Here is a 19,120-nt window from a genome sequence, read left to right on the forward strand (position 1 = left end):
ATTATTTAGATGAACAGTTGTATAATAGTATGGAGCACCACATAAATCGGGAGAGTTTCCCATGCCCAATCCATTTTCTGGAATGAATCCCTACCTCGAACAACCAGAGTATTGGTCGGATTTCCACAATCAATTGGTTGCAGCAATTGCTCGTTCCTTAGTCCTCAAACTCATCCCAAAATATCGCGTGGTGACGGATAAATGGGTGTATAAAATCGCAGGTTCGACAGCAATTGCCATTGGTAGACCAGATGTCAGCGTGCAGCAGAACCGAAGGAATGCACCAGCGAATACAGATTCTTTTGAAGGATCTATTGCTGTTTGCCCACTGCCCGAACCCGTTAAAGTAACAGTTCCAATGCTACAAGAAATTCAGCAATCCTATATCGAGGTAAAAGATGCTGCAACTCAAGAATTGGTGACGGCGATCGAAGTGCTTTCCCCTGCTAATAAATTTGGTGAAGGTCGTAAAAAATATATCGCCAAACGCCAGAAAGTTTTAGAGAGTCTCACCCATTTGGTTGAAATTGATTTGCTGCGCGATGGTATTCCCTTGCCTGTAGAAAATGGCGATATTCAGAGTCACTATCGTATCTTGATTAGCCGATCGCAAACTCGTCCAATTTCCGATTTGTATCCCTTTAACTTGGGCGATCGCATTCCAGCATTTTTGTTGCCTTTGCGATCGTCCGATTCAGAACCGATATTAGACTTGCAATCCTTGGTTGACCAACTGTACGAGCAATTGGGATACGATTATTTCATCGATTACGATAGCAATCCACCATCACCTTGGTTAAAGTCAGAGATGACGGACGTTTTGTCAATCGATCGGCGATCGCTTTCTTAGTTCTTCGTCGATCGCAATTCCACTCCAGACGAACTCGATCAAATCCGTCTATGATGAGAATCAACGGCTGCAAAAGGGAGTTTAGACCATGTTTGCCCTCGTCTCACCAGAAAAAATTCAATTGCCTGCGGGTTCTGTAGTACGCTTACCTGCAACTTGGCAAGATTATCAAAGTTTGTACGATCGCCGTGGAGACGGCTCAATTCCGCGTCTGAAGTATCGCAATGGAGAAGTGTTGCTGATGTCACCTTTACCCGTACACGGAAAAGATGCCCATTTGATTGCCAATATTGTCACAACTCTTTTGGATGCGGATGAACGGGAATATGATGCGTTTACTCCTATCACCATGACAGTGCCAGAAGAAAGCGGAATTGAACCAGATTATTGCTTTTACATTAACAACTGGCAAGCGGTTTGTGGCAAAAAGCGGATTGACTGGCAAAACGATCCGCCGCCAGATTTAGTTATCGAAATTGATGTCACCAGTTATTCCGATGTGCAAGATTATCTGCCTTATCGGGTTCCTGAAATCTGGCTATACAAGAAGCAGCAACTCTTAATTTATCGGCTGCAAGGTGCAAACTATCAAGTTCAAACCCAAAGCATCTATTTTCCAGACTTCGATCTACAAAGTGCGATCGCCCGCTGTGTAGAAATTGCTTACCAACGCAACACCAGCGCTGCTATCCGGGATTTGAAGCAACAACTAGCTGAAATTGAGGAGGAAAATAGATGAACAGTCATTATACAATTATTATTCAGTGGTCAGATGAGGATCAGTGCTATGTCGTTAGTTTTCCAGAATGGGGAGACTATTGTCATACCCACGGTGATACTTACGAAGACGCATTAAAAAATGCCCGCGAGGTTTTGGAACTTTTAACTGAATCGATGCTAGATGAGGGTAAACTTTTGCCAAAGCCGCAATTATTTGGTCAATCTCTACAGCACGCATGAAGAAATCTAAAATCAATTAGTTGCAGCAATTGCTCGATATCTAGATTGAAGGATTCTACAATTTGACAGGATTAAATTAGATCGCGAACCTGCCGATCATAAATTTCAATTAACAAACTCAATTTCCTCAATGGTTTCTTTTTTCTGTCGTAAATGTGCCAACATTCGAGATTCTCCTATCCATTCATCAAAATCAAAACTATGTGTCAATTCATCATTATTGAAGCGTCTAATAAATTCTTCTGTCAATAATTCATATTTAGTCTCAAATTCTTGAAGTCGCTCTTTCGTTAGTTTAATTCCTGCTTCAATGCTATGGAGTCTCTCTGACAAAGCACTTTCGATAATTTGTCTGAGTGAATCTGGATATTTCGATCGGAGTTTTAGTTCAGCCATAGTTTTTGATTCATAATCTCAATATGTATTGTAGCATTTGGACGATAGTTATAAATGGGGGAAATTGACTGCTGATGTTATTTAAAATCTCGGTCAAGATGAGAAACTATGCGATCGCATATCCAGTATACTCTCGCACTTCCGGTGGATGGAAAGCCAGAACAATGTGGTCTTTGGGCACGCCAGCCGCGACGAGTTCAACCGTAATGCCGTCCTCAATCCCGTCATAGTGAATCCAAATTTTGTCTCCGATAATTTGGACATGGGTGACGCAACCGTGAACGCGCTTTTTACGATCCCAACCTTCATTGAAGAGTAAAAAATGAGTTCGTTCGGCATCAATGATGACATATTGCTGAATGTCGCCATGACTATAAGAGATAGCAGCATGATCTTTGAGGATTTTCTCAACTGTATCTTGATAAAATTTTAGTCTATCCATTGAACAATCTCCTCTGTTTCTGAATCAAAAATAATCAGCTTAATGCTCTTTTTACGAAGTACCATTTGACATATCTCTTCTGAGAAAAAACCTTCAAATACGGTTTGGGCGATTGCTAGGTAAAGGACTCGTTCTGGATCTTCATCCTCCATAATCAGATAGTATAAATCGTATTGACCGAGTGCCTTTTCTAACTCGCTGACAAGTGATGGGTCGAGGAAGCTTTTGATTTCAACGGCAATTTTGCGCCCTTGCTTCTCGGCTGCGAAGAGCTTTTTTGCGCCCAAATCAACGTATACTGAACGTCCGCCAACTCTGAGCTTGAAAGGATCGTTAGTAATTGTCCAACCGTCTTTGATGAGGGCGGTGCAGACAGTATCGTGATAAAAGTCTTTGGCAGGCATAGGGGCTGTTATGTTTATTTATCATATACCACATAAGTTCCGCAGAGGTTACGCGATCGCATATCCAGTATACTCTCGAACTTCCGGTGGATGGAAAGCCAGAACAATGTGGTCTTTGGGCACGCCAGCGGCCTTGACTGAGATTCTAAGAAACCGGGTTTTTTACCAAATCTATGGCTACAACGAAATATTATCGTAAAAACCCGGTTTCTCGACCCCCAATTAATTCGACTGAATCTGTGCGTTCAAAACCTTAGAAATGCGATCGCGCGTTTCCTCCAAATGAGCCCGCATATAAGCATCCGCATTCCGATCCAAACTGCGAATAGTTTTACTCAAACCCTCCCGCAACTGCCGCAACTCGTACCAAGCCAAAGTCCGCGCATCTTCAGGAACACTCGTTTTTCGCAACACCATACCGATCAAAATTGCCAAATGTTCCCGCTGCAAAGAACGCCTAAAAGTCGAAATCTCAATTTGTTTATTCTTAGGATGGAAAACTTCTTGCCAAATATCCTGTTGTAAAGTATCGAACACTTCCGGCAACTTCAGAGCACTTTGGGGTGCCGATTTTAATTCCGCATCCCGCAGTCTCACCAGCCGCTCTGGAGAGAGTAAAACCCGCAATACAAACCGCTGTAAAAAAGTAATGCGATCGCCAATGGGATAATCTAAAGGAAACACCAAAGCCGGACTTCCCCAGTGATTCCAACGAGAGGGCGCTAATTTATTCAGCAACTGGGGTGCAAAACTAAACGCATCCGGTGCAAAAACGTATTTATCCAGGGTTGCTAATGCTTCTCGCTGCTGACTAAGTGCGATCGGTACAAAGGGCAATTTCCCCTTCGGATCGCTAGGGCGACTTCGATTAAACGACTCTCCCCCCACATACAAAGTAGCATTCATCACCTGCTGAACATAATATCCAAACACCGAATCAAACATCACCCGCAGTTCATTGTAACCATCATCCCCAACCGGAATTCTGCTTTCCAAACGCTTCCACATCACCCTAGCATTCTCCAATTGCAACTGGGAATAAGCGAGCATATTGGCACTAAGATCGAAAGTATTAGCAGCCGGATCGAGAATATCAACAGCATCTTCATCCGGCGCATAAGCTAATTGCGGTTCCGCAGCACGACTGGCAATTTCCTGTAACATTGGCAATTCGCTACTGGGATTGACAGCACCAAGCACCTTGTAACCATACTCGATCGCCCAATCATCATAAGGCCCCACAATCATGGGGTAATAATCGCCCTGGACACTTCCCGGTGCCGCCAAATTAATCGGCACATAATCCATCACCGACGCCACCAAACCTTGAGTGCGAGTTAACTGAGTATTATTCAACTCCTCCGGTTGCAGCATCGTACTACCGTGAAAATTGTGCCTCAAACCCAAAGTGTGACCGACTTCGTGAGCAGTCAAAAATCGGATATATTGATTCACATAATCCTCAATTTCCGAACTATTAGGTGTCCCATTACCCAACAGAGACATCGACATTGCACCCATGGCAAATTGTTGGCTGGATTCCAACCCAAAGCACAAATCAGAATCCGACATCAACCGCGACACAGGCGATCGCTTTTGCTGTTGATATCTTTCCACCAAAGTTGGTAAATCATCAACCAGTTCACCAGTCGAATTTTCTTTATTGCCAGTGCCTAAATTATCCTTTCCCAGCACTCTCAAATAGCGAGAATACATCCCGAACTGACAAGGATTTGTGTTAGAGCCATTTTGCCCTTGAAAACTCTTAGCCACCGAGCGATTTTGTTGCACCAAAGAGCGATAGCCCTGTTTAATTTGCCGGACTATATTAGCATCTAACAAAATATCCGCATCCAAAATTTCTCCAGTCAGCGGGTTAGTGCGAGAGGGGCCCAGACCAGCAAATTCAGGATCGAAGGAACTCGACCAGCGAATAGTATTGTAGCGAACATCCGCCGGGTCCCATTTCGCATTGTCCGGCATCTGTTTGACCTGAATTGCGTCACTGAATCCTGCCTTTTCAAAAGCCTTATTCCATTCCAAAATGCCCTCACGGATAGCGTTGCGGTATTCCAGAGGTACATTGTTTTCAATCCAAAAGACGATCGGCTGCACTGGCGGTGAAATCGGAGCATTGGGAATTTGTTTTTGCAAATGCCAGCGATTGATATAGCGCACAAAAGGCTCCCGGCTGCTATTGTCAGAAAAGTCTTTATATGCTGTGATAAAATAACCAACTCTTTCGTCCGCGAATCTGGGGCGATAGCCATTATTTAATGGCACTTCTGAGAAACTGTAGTGAATGCGAAGATTGAAAGCTCGACTGTCAGGAATTGATGGTAAATAGTTGACGGAACTGTCATTGTCGCTGGAAAAACCGTAGACAGAAGTAATCTCTACATTTAAGGGAAAGGCTTTCACTTCCTTAAAGTAAGATTTGTCAGCATCTAGGGAATAAGATGCACCTAAAATCATTGGCAAAAATGATTTTACCCCTGGCAAGTCACGCTTTTCGTTCATCAGCAAATCACCCAAGTCTATCAGCAGAGTTTGTCTTTGGGGGTGAATGCTTTTGAGGGGTAAAGAATACAGGATCGACTCGCTAAATGCTCGTTCTACAGAACCTGTTTGTGGATCGCCAGGACTGGTGCGAAAGTTGATATTTGGAATTACAAATTGTACGTTATTTTGAATTTTTCGCAGTTGGAATAAGAAGTCTCCGAAGGGAAGTCCACTCAAAATCCCTGCTTCTCCTAAGCCGGAAGCTAGGGTTACAAAGCAGAGGAATTTTTTATTTAGTTGTTCTGGCTTAATTTCTAGATAGACTTTATCTGTGGTTTTGTTGGTATATAGGGTAAACATTCCTTCGGATTTTTTGGTGTCTTTGATGACTTCATCGAAAGGTTGCAAGGATTGTTCGCTATTTTGTTCTTTTCCTGGCCCAGGGGCTGATAGGGAATAGGGTAAAAATAAACCTTGATATAAACTGAATAGGAAAAATGCTAGGCATAGTATGAAAAATATCAAAGGCCTATTTTTTTGGGGATTTTTAGGTGGTGGATTTGTGCTGTTTTTAGTAGATGTCAGATTTTTCATGTTTGTTATTGAAGGAAGAAGGAAGAAGGAAGAAGGAAGAAGGAAGAAGGAAGAAGGAAGAAGGAAGAAGGAAGAATAACCCCCCCCAAGGGGGGAAATTCAGGGAGAAGTCATATCAAATCCGTTGACATCGGAATTATTATTTCTCTCTTCTCTTTCTCTGTGTCCTCTGTGTCCTAGTAAGGTTTAATCATTCCGATACAACCGGAATTAATATCACCCCCCCGCCAAGGGCCCGGCTGTTTCATTCTGAGACAAATCATCGTTTTGTAGGGGTAGTGCCCCTGTGCGTACCCCCTCACAGACGATTTTGAATGTGTTTCAGGGATTGGGGGGCAGCCACTTTGCGGCCCCTACAAGAGAATGAAACAGCTTTGGGGGTAGGGGGGTTCTTCCTTCCTGATTGATAAACTACTTTTTAACAGGCCAAGGAATCATTGGATCTTGAGCTAATTGTTTAGAAACGGCGATCGCCCCGTAGCGGTTGAGGTGGCTAGGGTCGGAAAAAGATTCCCGTGCCTGCGGCCATAATAAACTATTATCTCGGAAAATTAATCCTGTTTGAGCTGCTAACTGTTGCATATGTTGTCGGAATTCCTGTTCGTAAGCTGTCCGCACCGGGTCTAAGTAATCTTCGGTTAAAGGCATATTCACAAACACCAGATTGATGTTGCGAACTTTGGTAAATTCGAGCAGATTTTTGAGTGCTACAGTTTGTTCGCCGATTAATTTAAAGTCTTGATAGTCAGAGTCGTAATACCCCGATACTCTGGCGTGTTTCTCAAAGTAAGTATCGGGATTGAAACGGACATCGATCGGCAAAAAGCCGTTTGGTTTAAAATCGCTGATTTCTTTGGGCTCAACAGGAGTTTTCTGGGGATTTTCGGCTGTTTGGTTGGAGGGTGTCTCGGTTTCGTTGCTATTGATTAAGGCTGGGGCCGATGGATTGACTAGCGATCGCAAAAAGTCCTTGAGTCGATCGCGCTTTTTGTAAGTTGCAGAAGTCTCCACCAACTTTTGATTAACCAATTGCTGAACATTAGCTTGACTCTGCTCGAAATTGTGAGCCAATGCAGCGACAGCCGCCACCGGATTATTCGTGACTTCCTTCGATACTTCCGTTTCTAATTGATTAGTGCGGATCAGAAAACTACCACGGGCTAATTGTCTGTAGCCTTCAGAAGAAGCGATCGCACTAAAAGTCAAATCAGGCCTACCGCTATTTAAAGCCCTCGCCCCATCGGCTAAAACCAGCAATTTCGGCAATTGTTGCGGTGGCAAAATCCGGCGGACGATCGAATCTACAACCTGAAGAGTCGCCCCATTCACCCCAAAATTGTAAGCTTTGAGCCCCGGATAGCCCCCAGCGGCCAAAGCGGTTTCCAGAACTCCCGGATCGATGCCCCGCAGCGCCCTAGAACTGCCCACAATTAAGATATCCGGCGGTCTTTGATGCTGACGGATATACTCTTGATATCGAGCTATTTGAGCGTCTAGCTGCTCGCTCCTCAAAGTCGGATAAACCATAGCAGGAGGGGCCTCAACTACAGGAACGGCGATCTTCCCTGGCTTGGTAAACCCAGAACCATTGAAAGCCTCTTCCCCCTTCGCCAAGGGCGAGGGTTCCAAGGGTATTTGAGGCAAATTCACCTCCTGAGACTGGGGAGCCACGGGGGATGCTGGACTCACCACAGGGGCTTTAACGTCGCTCTCAGGCTTGACACTTGAATTTTGACAATTTTGGTCGCTGCACGCCAACATCGCCCTAGGAGCTGCACTGACCGTCGTATATTTCACAAATTGACCAAGTAACCAATCGCTATTGAAAGTCAACAGACAGCCAGCGATCGCCCAAACCAAAGCAATACCCGCGGCGCGATCGGCTCTGACACTGGTAGAACCAGCCACAGAAGTTGACAAACCATCATTGGGAACAAATAAACCGGAAGCCACAAGGGGCTGTACCAAAGCTGGAACTAATCGCTCCCCTAGGTTGTAGCCTGGGAGTCGGATTTTTAAGCCCCGATGCCAGCCAGAGGGTTTGGCATCCCCAGGAAACACTAAATTTTCGCCCAAACTCGAAAAAGTCCCATCGGTGGCTGATGTAGCGAACTCCGGCACCGGCTCTTTTTCAAACACCACCAGTTGGGAGTCCACGGAGGCTGCTGTGGGTGCTGATTCCTGGCTAGTCGCCGTTGTGAGATTGAGTCCGTAACGCCACAAAGGTATTTTTTGGCCCGCGCGACGCCCGTAGACTCGCACTCCTGCTACTCCGGGAATTTTTAACTCCCGCAAGAACTTCACCACTGGTGGGCCCACCTTGGACTGAGAAGGGCAAGTCAGAGATTCGGTCATGATGTGGAGTACGTCGTCTTTTTGGAGTACGACAGCCCGGATACCGCCTGTTTCTAACTTGCGTTTGAGATTGGGGTTGAGCAACCTGTTTAATAAAAAAGTCAGGGCTGAGCGATCGCCCTCGGTTGCTAAAGTTCTGGGGCTGGGAGCCAAGTCTGGATGATGAGCCGCCGGCAAGTCCACCCAGTCTATCCACCCTGGGGAATCTGGCTGGGCTTTGCTATCGCTGACTGCTTTAACACCGTAGAGAGTGGCTCCATGAATGCCCTGGGGCGCGAAGGAGGCAAGCATGGGGGCGATCGCGTCGGCTGTTTGCTGTTTGTCTGGGTAGGGTGGTGCTTTCTGCTTTTGCCCTTTGCCGACAGCCTTGCTACAAAACAGGTGTAGGGTTGATTCTTTCAGGGTTGCTCGCACTTCCACTTGCGATGGTGCCAAGTGTAGGTTTAACAGTTTGGCGATCGACTGGACATCTCCCCAGCGGGCCCAGGCTTTGAGAATTTTGTCTGGTGGTGTTAAGTCTACCCGCAGCATCCAGTCTGGCTTGGCTTCGCCGCTGACTTGGCTGACAATTACCGCATCTCGGAAATTTTCTAGTTTGAGCTTCCGCAGCCTGCCGGCGGTGGGTTCTGCTAGCAAGGATGGATCGGGGCTGTATCCTGATTCGCATAGCACCAGCAGTCGCCTGTCGATGGTTTTGAGATGTTCCCGTGTCTCGGAATCATCGGTTTCGGGGCTGTCAGGGAGTTCTTTTTCGCGGATGCTAACTTTGACCGAAACTCCCATCGGTCCTAGAATTTCGCTCAAATAACTGGCGATCGCATCTGGATAGCCCCGCTTCGCCAAACTTTCCACCGGCAGTGTCAGCGTTGATGTCTTGGCGGTGTCGCCGATCGCTGGTTGGGGGGATTGAATCAGGGCTACTGCGCCACGGTTCTCATGCTGCTGGGTTGTTTCATGTCCGTGTACTGCCACGGGGGGACTGAAACTAGAACTGGCTGAAGTGTCGATCGTCACAGGAGCAGTTTCAAACAGTTCTCGGTATTCAATCCCGGAGGCTTTGGCGGGAGTTTCCGCATCAAATTCGAGTTCTTCCCGCAACTGTGGGGCGGTGGTGGGGGGTGCGACAGGATTGGAGATTTGTTTGAGTTTGCGGTTTTGATTGCGGAATTTCCCGAAAAATCCTCCTTTTGGAGCCTCTGTGGGCGGTTCGTCGGGGGGAATTGTCGGTGCTGGTGGTTCCGCAACGGTTGCGTCATTTTCCTGTTTTTGGGGGCTGCTGCAATCGAGCCTGACTGTCCAATCATTTTGGCGGGAACCGAGTTTGCGCCCGCACAGAAATAATTGGTAAATTTTTGGTCGATCGGGCGCTAGGAGTCGAGTGAAATCAGTTTGGGCGATCGCCGATGTGAATCTCGCCGTCACCAATTCCTGGGACGGACAGAGCGCTGCTTCGCACAAAATGTGCAGGTGATTGCCTCGCAACCGCACTTGTAACTGAACTTCGGGAAGCCCCAAAGCTGCTTGCGCCCATTGCGACGCGGCCGATCGATTATCTGCCAATATGCTCCCGTTCGCATTCAACATGGGGCTACCGATTTTAGATTTCTGATTGTAGATTTTAGATTAAAGAATTCAGTGACATCACTCCCACCTGAAGGTACAGAGCTTCTAAGAATCACTTCTTAGATTTCCTAGTTACTCCCTTACGGGATTTCGACATTGACGCTTATTGAGCAATTTCAATCCCCGGCAAACCGTCTGCATAGGCATTTTGAATTCCCGACTGCCGATCGCTACGCTGTCTCAAGGAAGAGGACAGCCAGCTACTATATTTACAGTATTTTGTTAAGTTGTAAACTGGGGTAAAAGAAAACTCAGGAGGGATTTATGCCGTCGGAAAACCCAGATTTACCAAAAACCCAAACACTTCAAGGTCAAAATTGCCTAATTCCATCCGATCTGGTCTTGAGCTTGGTGACAGTCCCACTGCTTGGTGGTTTGCTCGTTGCTAAGGCTACAGCAGAGTTTGTTAGCTCCCTCGGCGTTGAAAGCGAAGAAGTGTTTCGGGGCTCTCGCCTCCCCCAGCTTAACTTTCCCTACGCCAAGGAGTAGAAAGCTGAAAGTGTCCATGATCTCTAAGTAAAATCAAGTTGTCTCGTATTTGACCGCAAAAAAAAGTGTTTTCGGTAAGACTAAACCATACAATTTTTTAGACACCCGCAGCTATTGAGGAACAGCCCCGATGAGTTCACTCCTCCAGTCTTCAGAACAGGCTATTAATTCCACATCTATTTCCCCTTCTCTTGCCCACTCAAAATCAGACCTGTTTCTACGCAATCGCCTCAAAATAGTAGAGGACCTGTGGAAATCGGTGCTGCGACAAGAGTGCGGGCAGGAATTGGTAGACTTGCTAGGCCAAATGCGATCGGTGAATTCCTCCGAGGGACAAGCCACTCACTTTCGCGAATCCAACGTTTTGCAGCTCATTGAAAAGCTCGACCTCAACGCCGCCATTCGCGCGGCTAGGGCTTTTGCACTTTATTTTCAGTTAATCAATATTGTCGAACAGCACTACGAACAGCGAGACCAACAGCTAGCTTATGTCGGTAGCAACAGTGCTGGGGAACGGACGTTTTCTAAGTTGCCGGGAAACGCCATGGATGCGCCCGATCGCCCGCGACACCGAGAAGGCCCGTCTCCACAAACTCCCGGCCCTAGGGAAACCGAGCTTGTGAGCAAAGACGCAGGAACTTTTCACCAACTGTTCCCCATGCTGCTGCGCTTGAACGTGCCTAGCCAGCAAATTCAGCGCTTGATCGATCAGTTAGACATCCGCTTGGTATTTACAGCCCACCCGACGGAAATTGTCCGCAACACGATCCGCACCAAGCAGCGACGGATGGCGAAGATTCTGCAACAGTTAGACCAAGTTGATGAGAAATTTCCGCTGGTGGGGACAGACTCTGAAAGTCCCTACGCTGTCTCTTCCTGGGAAGCTTGCGCTCTGCAAGAGCAATTGATGGAAGAAATTCGCCTCTGGTGGCGCACTGACGAGCTGCACCAGTTCAAGCCCACTGTGCTTGACGAGGTGGAGTACACTTTGCACTACTTCGATGAAGTGCTGTTTGATGCGATTCCCGAACTCTATCACCGGCTCAAGCAAGCTCTACACGCTTCTTTCCCTTACCTGAAACCACCCAGTTACAACTTTTGCAAGTTTGGTTCTTGGGTGGGTTCCGACAGAGATGGTAATCCTTCTGTGACTCCAAAAGTTACTTGGCAAACGGCTTGCTATCAGCGCCATTTGGTGCTGTGTAAGTACATCAATGCGGTGAAGCGCCTCAACGAGTTGTTGAGTTTGTCGCTACACTGGAGCGACGTATTGCCGGAATTACTAGAATCTCTCGATCGCGACAAATCGGAATTCCCGGAAGTTTACGAGCAGTGGGCGATTCGTTACCGCCAAGAACCCTATCGACTGAAGCTGGCTTACGTGCTTCAGCGACTGGAAAATACGCGCGATCGTAATTGGCGACTCTACAAAGGAGACGAGTTGCAGCGGGAACGGGAAGCTTTGTCAGGAAATGCTGGCATGACCGGTCTTTATCGATCGGGCACAGAATTTTTGGCGGAGTTGCAGCTAATCCAGCACAATTTGGTCGAAACAGGTTTGAGTTGCCGAGACTTGGAAAATCTGCTTTGTCAAGTAGAAATTTACGGATTTAATTTGGCTTACCTAGATATCCGCCAAGAGTCCACCGTACACTCCGACGCTTTGAACGAAATTGCTGAATACCTGCAAATTTTGCCAACGCCCTACAATCAAATGACGGAATCAGAGCGAACTATTTGGCTCGCAACTGAACTGCAAACTCGTCGCCCTTTAATTCCCGCAGAATTACCATTTTCTCCCAAAACTTGCGAGACAATTAATACCTTCCGAGTCTTGCGGCAAATGCACCAGGAGTTTGGGCCGGAAATTTGCGAAACTTACGTGATCAGCATGAGTCACGATGTCAGCGATTTGCTAGCAGTCTTACTATTAGCAAAAGAAGCGGGCATCTACGATCCAGCAACAGGAATTAGCAGCGTTCAAGTGGTACCTCTGTTTGAAACAGTGGAAGATTTGAAAAAAGCACCGATCGTGATGCAGCAGGTATTTGAACTACCACTTTATCGCGCTTTACTAGCTGGAGGTTACGCTGCTGCCAAGGCTCAGCAACTGTCCGATTCTTCCCCGGCTGTTTCCTTGCAAGAAGTGATGCTGGGCTATTCAGATAGTAATAAAGATTCGGGTTTCCTCAGCAGCAATTGGGAAATTCAGAAAGCTCAAAAAGCTTTACAAATAGTTGCTGAAAACTACGGTGTGGAGTTGCGAATTTTTCACGGCCGGGGCGGTTCTGTAGGCCGCGGTGGCGGGCCTGCTTATAAGGCAATTTTGGCTCAGCCCGGAAAGAGTATTAGCGGGCGAATTAAGATTACCGAACAAGGGGAGGTTTTGGCTTCTAAGTATTCTTTGCCAGAGTTAGCACTTTACAACTTGGAAACTGTGGCCGCAGCAGTGATTCAAGCTAGTTTGCTGCACACAGGTTTCGATGGCATCGACCCTTGGAATCAGATTATGGAGGAGTTGGCTGCCAAATCGCGATCGCACTACCGTAACTTAATCTACGAACAGCCAGATTTAGTCGATTTCTTCCATCATGTTACCCCGATTCAAGAAATCAGTCAGTTGCAAATTAGTTCTCGTCCAGCCCGTCGTGGTGGCAAGAAAGATATCGGCGGTTTGCGGGCAATTCCGTGGGTGTTTAGCTGGACTCAAAGCCGCTTTTTGCTCCCTTCCTGGTACGGTGTGGGTACGGCTCTACAAGAATTTTTGCTAGAGGAACCGGAAGAACATTTGAAACTTTTGCAGTATTTTTACTTGAAATGGCCATTTTTTAGAATGGTGATTTCTAAGGTGGAAATGACTTTATCCAAAGTAGACTTGCAGATTGCCGAACACTACGTCCGAGAGTTATCTCTTCCAGAGGATAGAGCGCGTTTTCAGACTTTGTTTGAACAAATTTCTTGCGAATATCACCTGATTCGCGATTTGGTTTTAACTATTACCGGACACCAACGTTTGTTGGACGAAGATCCGGCATTGCAGCGTTCCGTGCAGTTGCGAAATGCCACCATTGTACCTTTGGGTTTATTGCAGGTTTCACTGCTCAAACGCTTGCGACAACATGGTAGTGGTGCTGTGCCGGGGGTAATTCACTCGCGTTACAGCAAAGGTGAATTGTTGCGGGGAGCTCTGTTGACGATTAATGGTATTGCTGCGGGGATGCGGAATACCGGTTGATGATTTTGAGTTGATTACTCGTTACCAGGCTCTGCCTGGTAACGCAGATCTAGAGGCTCTGCCTCCTATTTTCCTTTATTCCTTCTATTGTGGCTGGTAACGCAGATCTAGAGGCTCTGCCTCCTATTTTCCTTTATTCCTTCTATTGTGGCTGGTAACGCAGATCTAGAGGCTCTGCCTCCTATTTTCCTTTATTCCTTCTCTTCGACGAGGCAGAGCCTCTGGATATCGGTTCCCAGGCAGAGCCTGGGAACCAGTTAATCATGTCTTAAAGCTGAGTTGGATCAATACCCAATTCTTTCAGTTTTGCCGCCATGCGATCGCGCTGTTGCTCGATTTCATCGCGCTGTTGCTCGATTTCATCGCGCTGTTGTTCCAGTTCATCCCGCTGTTCCATTAACTCTACATAAGACAAAAAGCGCTTTCCATCGGGACGAATCACCTCTAACTCTGGTTCTGCAAACACAAATCTGACCCCTAGACGTGGACTTACCCACCCATCCAAGGATTCAATTACAATTAGTCCTGTTTCGGATCTTTGCCATCCAGTTAAATCGTTACGCTGTGGATCGTAGAGGTAATATTCTTCTACACCAAAGTGGCTATAAAATTGCAACTTCAGCGCCATTTCCGATAAAGTATTTCGCGGTGACAAAATCTCAAAAACGACTTGGGGAGTGATATTATCTTCCAGCCATTGCTGGTAAGAACCTCGATATCCCTTGGGTCTACCAAATACCACCATAGCATCGGGCGCGCGCCTCGTCTTATTATCGCCTTCGACGGGATACCAGAGTAAATCCCCGGCTACAAATACAGTTGGATTGTCTTTAAATAAGGCTTCGCATCCTTCTTTTAGTTTGGCAATCCAAGCAAATTGAAGCGTATTATCTGACATAGGCTGTCCATCGCTATCTGGATAGAGGACTTTTTCTGGTTGTTTCGTTGGTAGTGGCTGAGTTTGTAGTTGAGGAGTCATTTGAATGGCACCAGAAACTTCTAAATATGATTATAACTAATTACGCATTGAAAGTGATATTTTGTAGTAGTCTAAATCTTAAGGTCGTGGTAAAATTGAAAAATGAAATCAAGTCTTAATGTTTTACCGTACCAGAAAAGATTATGACAGCAACCAAAGAAAAAATCTGGACAGTCGAAGAATATCACCGGATGATTGAAGCTGGTATTCTCAATGAGGATGATAACATTGAACTGCTTGATGGGAGAATTGTTGAAATGAGTCCTCAAACACCAATCCATGCTGGCACAACCCAGCGATCGTCCGATTATATCAAAGAACTACTTGCTCGACAAGCTCACGTTCGGATGCAGTTGCCAATTACTTTGGCAACTTCGGAACCAGAACCGGATATAGCTGTTGTTTGTATTGATCCGGGCGGTTATGGCGACCATCACCCAAATCAAGCAGAAATCTTGCTGTTAATTGAGGTTTCCTACTCGACATTGCAAATTGACCGTCGGGAAAAAGCCCTGATTTATGCTAGGGCTAATATCGCTGAATATTGGATTTTAGATATAGTTAGCCGTCAAGCATATATTTATCGAAATCCTGCCCCCGGAGGCTATCAATCTGAGATAGTTGTTGCAGATAATGCTGTGATTAGAATGCTAGCTTTTCCTGAGATTGAAATTAATTTTTCACAACTGTTTTTGCCTGTTTAATTTTGGTTGGTGATTTAACCGCCGATGGGTAGCAGATGAGGGTTGATCAACGCAGATAACTCCTAGGTTCCCTAGGGGGAGTTTTCCCACTCGGCGGTAAGCTTGCGGAAATTGTATTGAGATACACCCGGATGACAAGTCACACAACTGCTGATATTTGCTGGTTGTGACATTTTAACTTTGGGATGTAGAGCTTTGAAATATCGAGAACTCGCAACTCGATAAGCCAGTTCTTCTTCTTTTTGTTGGGGACGAGAAAAAGTTTGCAGATAGTTCCACACTAGCAGGCGCGGTGGATCTACGAGCAGCTTGAGGGTTTGTCCGTAGTGTTGGGGATCTTGCAGCAATCTGCGCCAGGTTTCTGTCGGTAATACTTGCGGTGGTAAACCAATGTGGCAAGTGGCGCAGTTTTCGAGGTATAGTTGTTGTCCGAGTTGGTAGCGATCGGGAATACGATCGACAGTGCCGATATTTTCGATTCCAGATACTTGAGCTAGTGGTGCGGGGGTGCGAGCATCGGCTGTCTGGGCGGCTACCCATCCCCCGCAGGTACAGCAGAACACGATCAACACTAGCAAAGTTGAGTAAAGTCCCCGCCAGGTTCGCCTAGGAAGTCGGCGGGGTGTTTGGTGCTTCATTTTGCTTCTGCCTTTGGTCTTCTAATTTTTGCCACAACGATCGGGTTTTTTGGAGCCTGCGTTGATTTTTTCTTAAATCACTGGTATGCTCATGCCTTCCCGTGCTAAGCAACTATTGGCGAAAACTGCTTGGACTTCTGCTTCTACTCGATCGAGAAAGTTGTCGTCATGACCTGGGTCGTGGTGAAACATTACCACTTTTTTGACTCCCGCTGCTTTGGCTACTTCTACTCCGGCTTGCCAAGTGGAGTGTCCCCAGCCGACTTTGGGGGACTTGAAGTCATGATATTCTTCGTTGGTGTAATTCGCATCGTAAATTAACACATCTGCGTCGCGAGCTAGGTGTACTATGTTGTCGTCTAACCGATCGGCAAAGTGTTCTGTATCGGTGCAGTAGACGGCACTGTGTCCCTCCCAGGTAACACGATATCCGATCGCAGTATTGGGATGATTGAGCAGCGCTGTTTCGATTTTTACATCGTCGAGTTCGATGATATCCCCCGGAGTCAAGTCATTAAATTTGAGGTCTGACTGCATCACCTGGATCGGGACTGGGAAGTTGGGGTGGTGCATTTGGTCTGCCAAACGCTGTTTAATTGTAGTGCCGTTGGGGGCGATCGCACCGTAAATGTGAAAGCAGTTCCCTGGAATGAAGGCGGGGGTAAAAAAAGGGAATCCTTGAATGTGATCCCAGTGCGTGTGGCTGAAAAACATATGGGCTTCCACTGGCATCTGTCGCAGTAAGTTAAGACCAAGGACTCGCAGACCAGTGCCACCGTCAAAGATCAGGCGTTGTTTGCCCAACCGCATTTCTACACAAGAGGTGTTACCTCCATAGCGAATGGTTTTGCTACCGGGAGTTGCGATGCTGCCCCGGACTCCCCAAAACTGAACGACAAACTCGGTCAAAGGGCTGCTTGAGCTAGTGGTTTTGCCATCAGAAGGCTGTGGAATGGCTGCGGACTTTTGGGAATCAGGCATTTTTTTTAGCTTTACGCGCAGGAACTTGGGAGTTGAGATTTTATTTTTTAATTCGAGAGTTTAAAAAAACATTGAGCCTTCAGGCAGTGAGGTGGGACCGGGAACCCGATCGTTATCATAATGTTTGACAGGGAAACATTCAAAACGTTTGATAGGGAAACAGTCGGAGTACCTCAAATGAAATCAAATATATCTTTAAATTGGAATCTAGTCTGCCCACACCATAAATCATATTTGGTGTGGGAGTATGTGATTCTGGTTGTAGTCCAAGAATGCGGGCTAGTGGTTTATTTGCGATCGGCTGCGATGCACTTTTCCACTAATGGCATTACTAGATCCACATCTTGCCACCCTAGAATTTCTGTGACTTTTTTCTCCAAATTTTTGTAGGTTCTAAAAAATTCGGCTATTTCATCCAAGCGATGGGGTGCTACGTCTTTGAGTGACTTATAGTGAGCGTAGCGTGGGTCTTTGTCAGGAACGCACAATAGTTTTTCGTCCCGATCGCCTCCATCGATCATTTCTAGCATTCCGATGGGACGGGCTGCAATCACGCACCCCGGAAATGTGGGCTCGTCCATCATCACCATGCCGTCGAGGGGGTCGCCATCGTCAGCTAAGGTATTAGGTATGAAGCCATAGTCGCATGGATATTGGACTGAGGAAGAGAGCACCCGATCTAGAGCAAAGGCTTGTAAGTCTTTATCAAATTCGTACTTGTTTTTGCTACCGGCGGTAATTTCGATCAGGACATTGAGCAGTCCTGGTTTCGGCTGTGCCGGAATTAGCGATAAGTCCACAATAATATCTCCAAGTTAACAGATGATCCGGGTTTTGCTATTTGTCAAACCCCTTTCATAGCATTTTAGGAGCGATCGGGCCCAACGGCTGCATAAGATTGATATAAAGCGATCGCCTCGGATTGATTTTTTGGCGCTGACCCACGACATAACGCGATCGACACAAAATCAGGCACACGCCGATCGAAGAATCAATCTAACGTTGAATTTCCTTGTAAATTGACTGGACTACATCGAGCAGGCTCAAGACTTGCTGCCATTCGGGAGCATCGGGCTTGTAGCTTTTAGCACGCTGATTTTTTAAACTGTGGTGCAAGAGATTCAGCAGCGCCTCTGGAGACGGTAAGGGTTCCTCATCATCTGCTGGGGCAAGGGAAGCATTCTCTTCGATGATTTCTTTGATATTTTGCGCCTTGTCTGCCAGGGTTAAAGCTCTACCTGCGATGTTTTCCGGCATTTTCGGTCGTTCCGACAAAGAGGCGCCTGTCAGTTCCACCAGTAGTTGACAGACTTGATCGACCCATTCGCGATCGTTTACGGAAAAGGAACCGGATTTGAAAACTTGTCCATCTCGTCTTTGCTGAATGCTTTGTACCTTCTGTATCAGAGGTAGAGCCTTTTGGCTAATGTTAGGTGGCATTCTGGGGATATCGGACAAGGAGTTCCGAGCAATCTCTAGCAATAGTTGGTAAACCTGATCTACCCACTCAATATCTCCCGACTGCGAATTCCAATTATTCATAACTGACGCTAGTAGTTTTCCATAATAAGACCAGAACATTAAGTAGCTGTGGTTTTCAGCATCTTTCATACAACAATCATACCTGTTGGAGCAGATTTAAAATCACCGTCTCAGTGATGTTAGAAAAAGCTTGGCAGGATAAAAACTCCCCAAACATTCAGCTATGGGTAGTTTTGTCAATAAATTAATTTGCGGTTTGACACCCCAATCGGATATGGGTGCATCTGTGTTTGGCAAATAGATTCGTAGGGGCCATAGCATGACCGCTGTAAATTTCTGGTTATCACTAATAAATTGTCTGCGGTCATGCCATGGCCATTACAAAATCAGGATGCTCCCTCGGATATTAAGGTTCCGGGTTCGCCGCGGCCGCCAGCCAGAGGGGCGCTGGTGCAGCATTTACCCCAGGACTTAGGGCGGGGGAGT

17 protein-coding genes are annotated in these 19,120 nt (G+C 46.5%); 6 read left to right on the forward strand and 11 right to left on the reverse strand.

Annotated features, from left to right (window positions below; all coding sequences use genetic code 11):
- The first annotated feature begins 61 nt into the window (after positions 1-61).
- The 3 genes from ACBR23_RS08300 to ACBR23_RS08310 all read left to right on the forward strand — a co-directional run bounded on the left by ACBR23_RS08300 (position 62) and on the right by ACBR23_RS08310 (position 1,810).
- Complete coding sequence (locus tag ACBR23_RS08300) at positions 62-850, forward strand: DUF4058 family protein (RefSeq protein ID WP_371119363.1); 789 nt, start codon at positions 62-64, stop codon at positions 848-850.
- An 88-nt stretch (positions 851-938) separates the two neighbouring features.
- Positions 939-1,589: a Uma2 family endonuclease gene (locus ACBR23_RS08305; RefSeq protein WP_371119362.1), complete on the forward strand. Its 651-nt coding sequence runs from the start codon at positions 939-941 to the stop codon at positions 1,587-1,589.
- Positions 1,586-1,810 (forward strand): type II toxin-antitoxin system HicB family antitoxin, encoded by a 225-nt coding sequence (locus ACBR23_RS08310; RefSeq protein ID WP_371119361.1) that lies wholly within the window; start codon positions 1,586-1,588, stop codon positions 1,808-1,810. The genes ACBR23_RS08305 and ACBR23_RS08310 overlap by 4 nt, the downstream gene beginning before the upstream one ends.
- Before the next feature lie 105 nt (positions 1,811-1,915).
- Here the strand turns inward: ACBR23_RS08310 and ACBR23_RS08315 are convergent, their stop codons facing one another.
- The 6 genes from ACBR23_RS08315 to ACBR23_RS08340 all read right to left on the reverse strand — a co-directional run bounded on the left by ACBR23_RS08315 (position 1,916) and on the right by ACBR23_RS08340 (position 10,087).
- On the reverse strand, positions 1,916-2,206 hold the full coding sequence (locus ACBR23_RS08315; RefSeq protein ID WP_371117503.1) for a hypothetical protein: 291 nt from the start codon (positions 2,204-2,206) through the stop codon (positions 1,916-1,918).
- Between the two features lie 106 nt (positions 2,207-2,312).
- The gene (locus ACBR23_RS08320; RefSeq protein WP_333466959.1) at positions 2,313-2,648 is read right to left on the reverse strand and encodes a XisI protein; all 336 of its coding nucleotides are present in this window, start codon (positions 2,646-2,648) and stop codon (positions 2,313-2,315) included.
- Positions 2,636-3,052: an element excision factor XisH family protein gene (locus ACBR23_RS08325; protein WP_371119360.1), complete on the reverse strand. Its 417-nt coding sequence runs from the start codon at positions 3,050-3,052 to the stop codon at positions 2,636-2,638. The genes ACBR23_RS08320 and ACBR23_RS08325 overlap by 13 nt, the downstream gene beginning before the upstream one ends.
- Before the next feature lie 48 nt (positions 3,053-3,100).
- The gene (locus ACBR23_RS08330; RefSeq protein WP_341735392.1) at positions 3,101-3,175 is read right to left on the reverse strand and encodes an element excision factor XisI family protein; all 75 of its coding nucleotides are present in this window, start codon (positions 3,173-3,175) and stop codon (positions 3,101-3,103) included.
- 99 nt (positions 3,176-3,274) lie between these two features.
- Positions 3,275-6,148 (reverse strand): zinc-dependent metalloprotease, encoded by a 2,874-nt coding sequence (locus tag ACBR23_RS08335; protein WP_371119359.1) that lies wholly within the window; start codon positions 6,146-6,148, stop codon positions 3,275-3,277.
- Between the two features lie 411 nt (positions 6,149-6,559).
- Positions 6,560-10,087 carry a hypothetical protein gene (locus ACBR23_RS08340; RefSeq protein ID WP_371119358.1) on the reverse strand — a complete coding sequence of 1,176 codons (3,528 nt, stop codon included), beginning with the start codon at positions 10,085-10,087 and terminating at the stop codon, positions 6,560-6,562.
- Positions 10,088-10,390: 303 nt separating this feature from the next.
- Between ACBR23_RS08340 and ACBR23_RS08345 the strand changes: the two genes are divergently transcribed.
- Both ACBR23_RS08345 and ppc read left to right on the forward strand, forming a co-directional pair.
- The gene (locus ACBR23_RS08345; RefSeq protein ID WP_341735243.1) at positions 10,391-10,615 is read left to right on the forward strand and encodes a hypothetical protein; all 225 of its coding nucleotides are present in this window, start codon (positions 10,391-10,393) and stop codon (positions 10,613-10,615) included.
- 130 nt (positions 10,616-10,745) lie between these two features.
- Positions 10,746-13,850, forward strand: a complete 3,105-nt coding sequence (gene ppc, locus ACBR23_RS08350) for a phosphoenolpyruvate carboxylase (protein ID WP_371116207.1) — start codon at positions 10,746-10,748, stop codon at positions 13,848-13,850.
- Between the two features lie 268 nt (positions 13,851-14,118).
- Here ppc and ACBR23_RS08355 read toward each other — a convergent pair whose 3' ends face one another.
- A complete protein-coding gene (locus ACBR23_RS08355) occupies positions 14,119-14,829 on the reverse strand; it encodes a Uma2 family endonuclease (RefSeq protein WP_371119357.1) in 711 nt (236 codons plus the stop codon).
- 143 nt (positions 14,830-14,972) lie between these two features.
- Between ACBR23_RS08355 and ACBR23_RS08360 the strand changes: the two genes are divergently transcribed.
- Positions 14,973-15,533: a Uma2 family endonuclease gene (locus ACBR23_RS08360; RefSeq protein WP_371116205.1), complete on the forward strand. Its 561-nt coding sequence runs from the start codon at positions 14,973-14,975 to the stop codon at positions 15,531-15,533.
- A 71-nt stretch (positions 15,534-15,604) separates the two neighbouring features.
- Here ACBR23_RS08360 and ACBR23_RS08365 read toward each other — a convergent pair whose 3' ends face one another.
- From ACBR23_RS08365 to ACBR23_RS08380, 4 genes are all read right to left on the reverse strand, one after another.
- Entirely contained in the window at positions 15,605-16,171 is a 567-nt protein-coding gene (locus ACBR23_RS08365) for a diheme cytochrome C (protein WP_371119356.1), read from the reverse strand.
- A 72-nt stretch (positions 16,172-16,243) separates the two neighbouring features.
- The gene (locus ACBR23_RS08370; RefSeq protein WP_341735238.1) at positions 16,244-17,152 is read right to left on the reverse strand and encodes an MBL fold metallo-hydrolase; all 909 of its coding nucleotides are present in this window, start codon (positions 17,150-17,152) and stop codon (positions 16,244-16,246) included.
- Between the two features lie 287 nt (positions 17,153-17,439).
- The gene (locus ACBR23_RS08375) at positions 17,440-17,952 is read right to left on the reverse strand and encodes an inorganic diphosphatase (protein ID WP_340521403.1); all 513 of its coding nucleotides are present in this window, start codon (positions 17,950-17,952) and stop codon (positions 17,440-17,442) included.
- 196 nt (positions 17,953-18,148) lie between these two features.
- Complete coding sequence (locus ACBR23_RS08380) at positions 18,149-18,694, reverse strand: inorganic pyrophosphatase (protein WP_371116203.1); 546 nt, start codon at positions 18,692-18,694, stop codon at positions 18,149-18,151.
- Between the last annotated feature and the right edge of the window lie 426 nt (positions 18,695-19,120).

This window comes from Microcoleus sp. (genome assembly GCF_041354475.1).
Taxonomy (GTDB): Bacteria; Cyanobacteriota; Cyanobacteriia; order Cyanobacteriales; family Microcoleaceae; genus Microcoleus.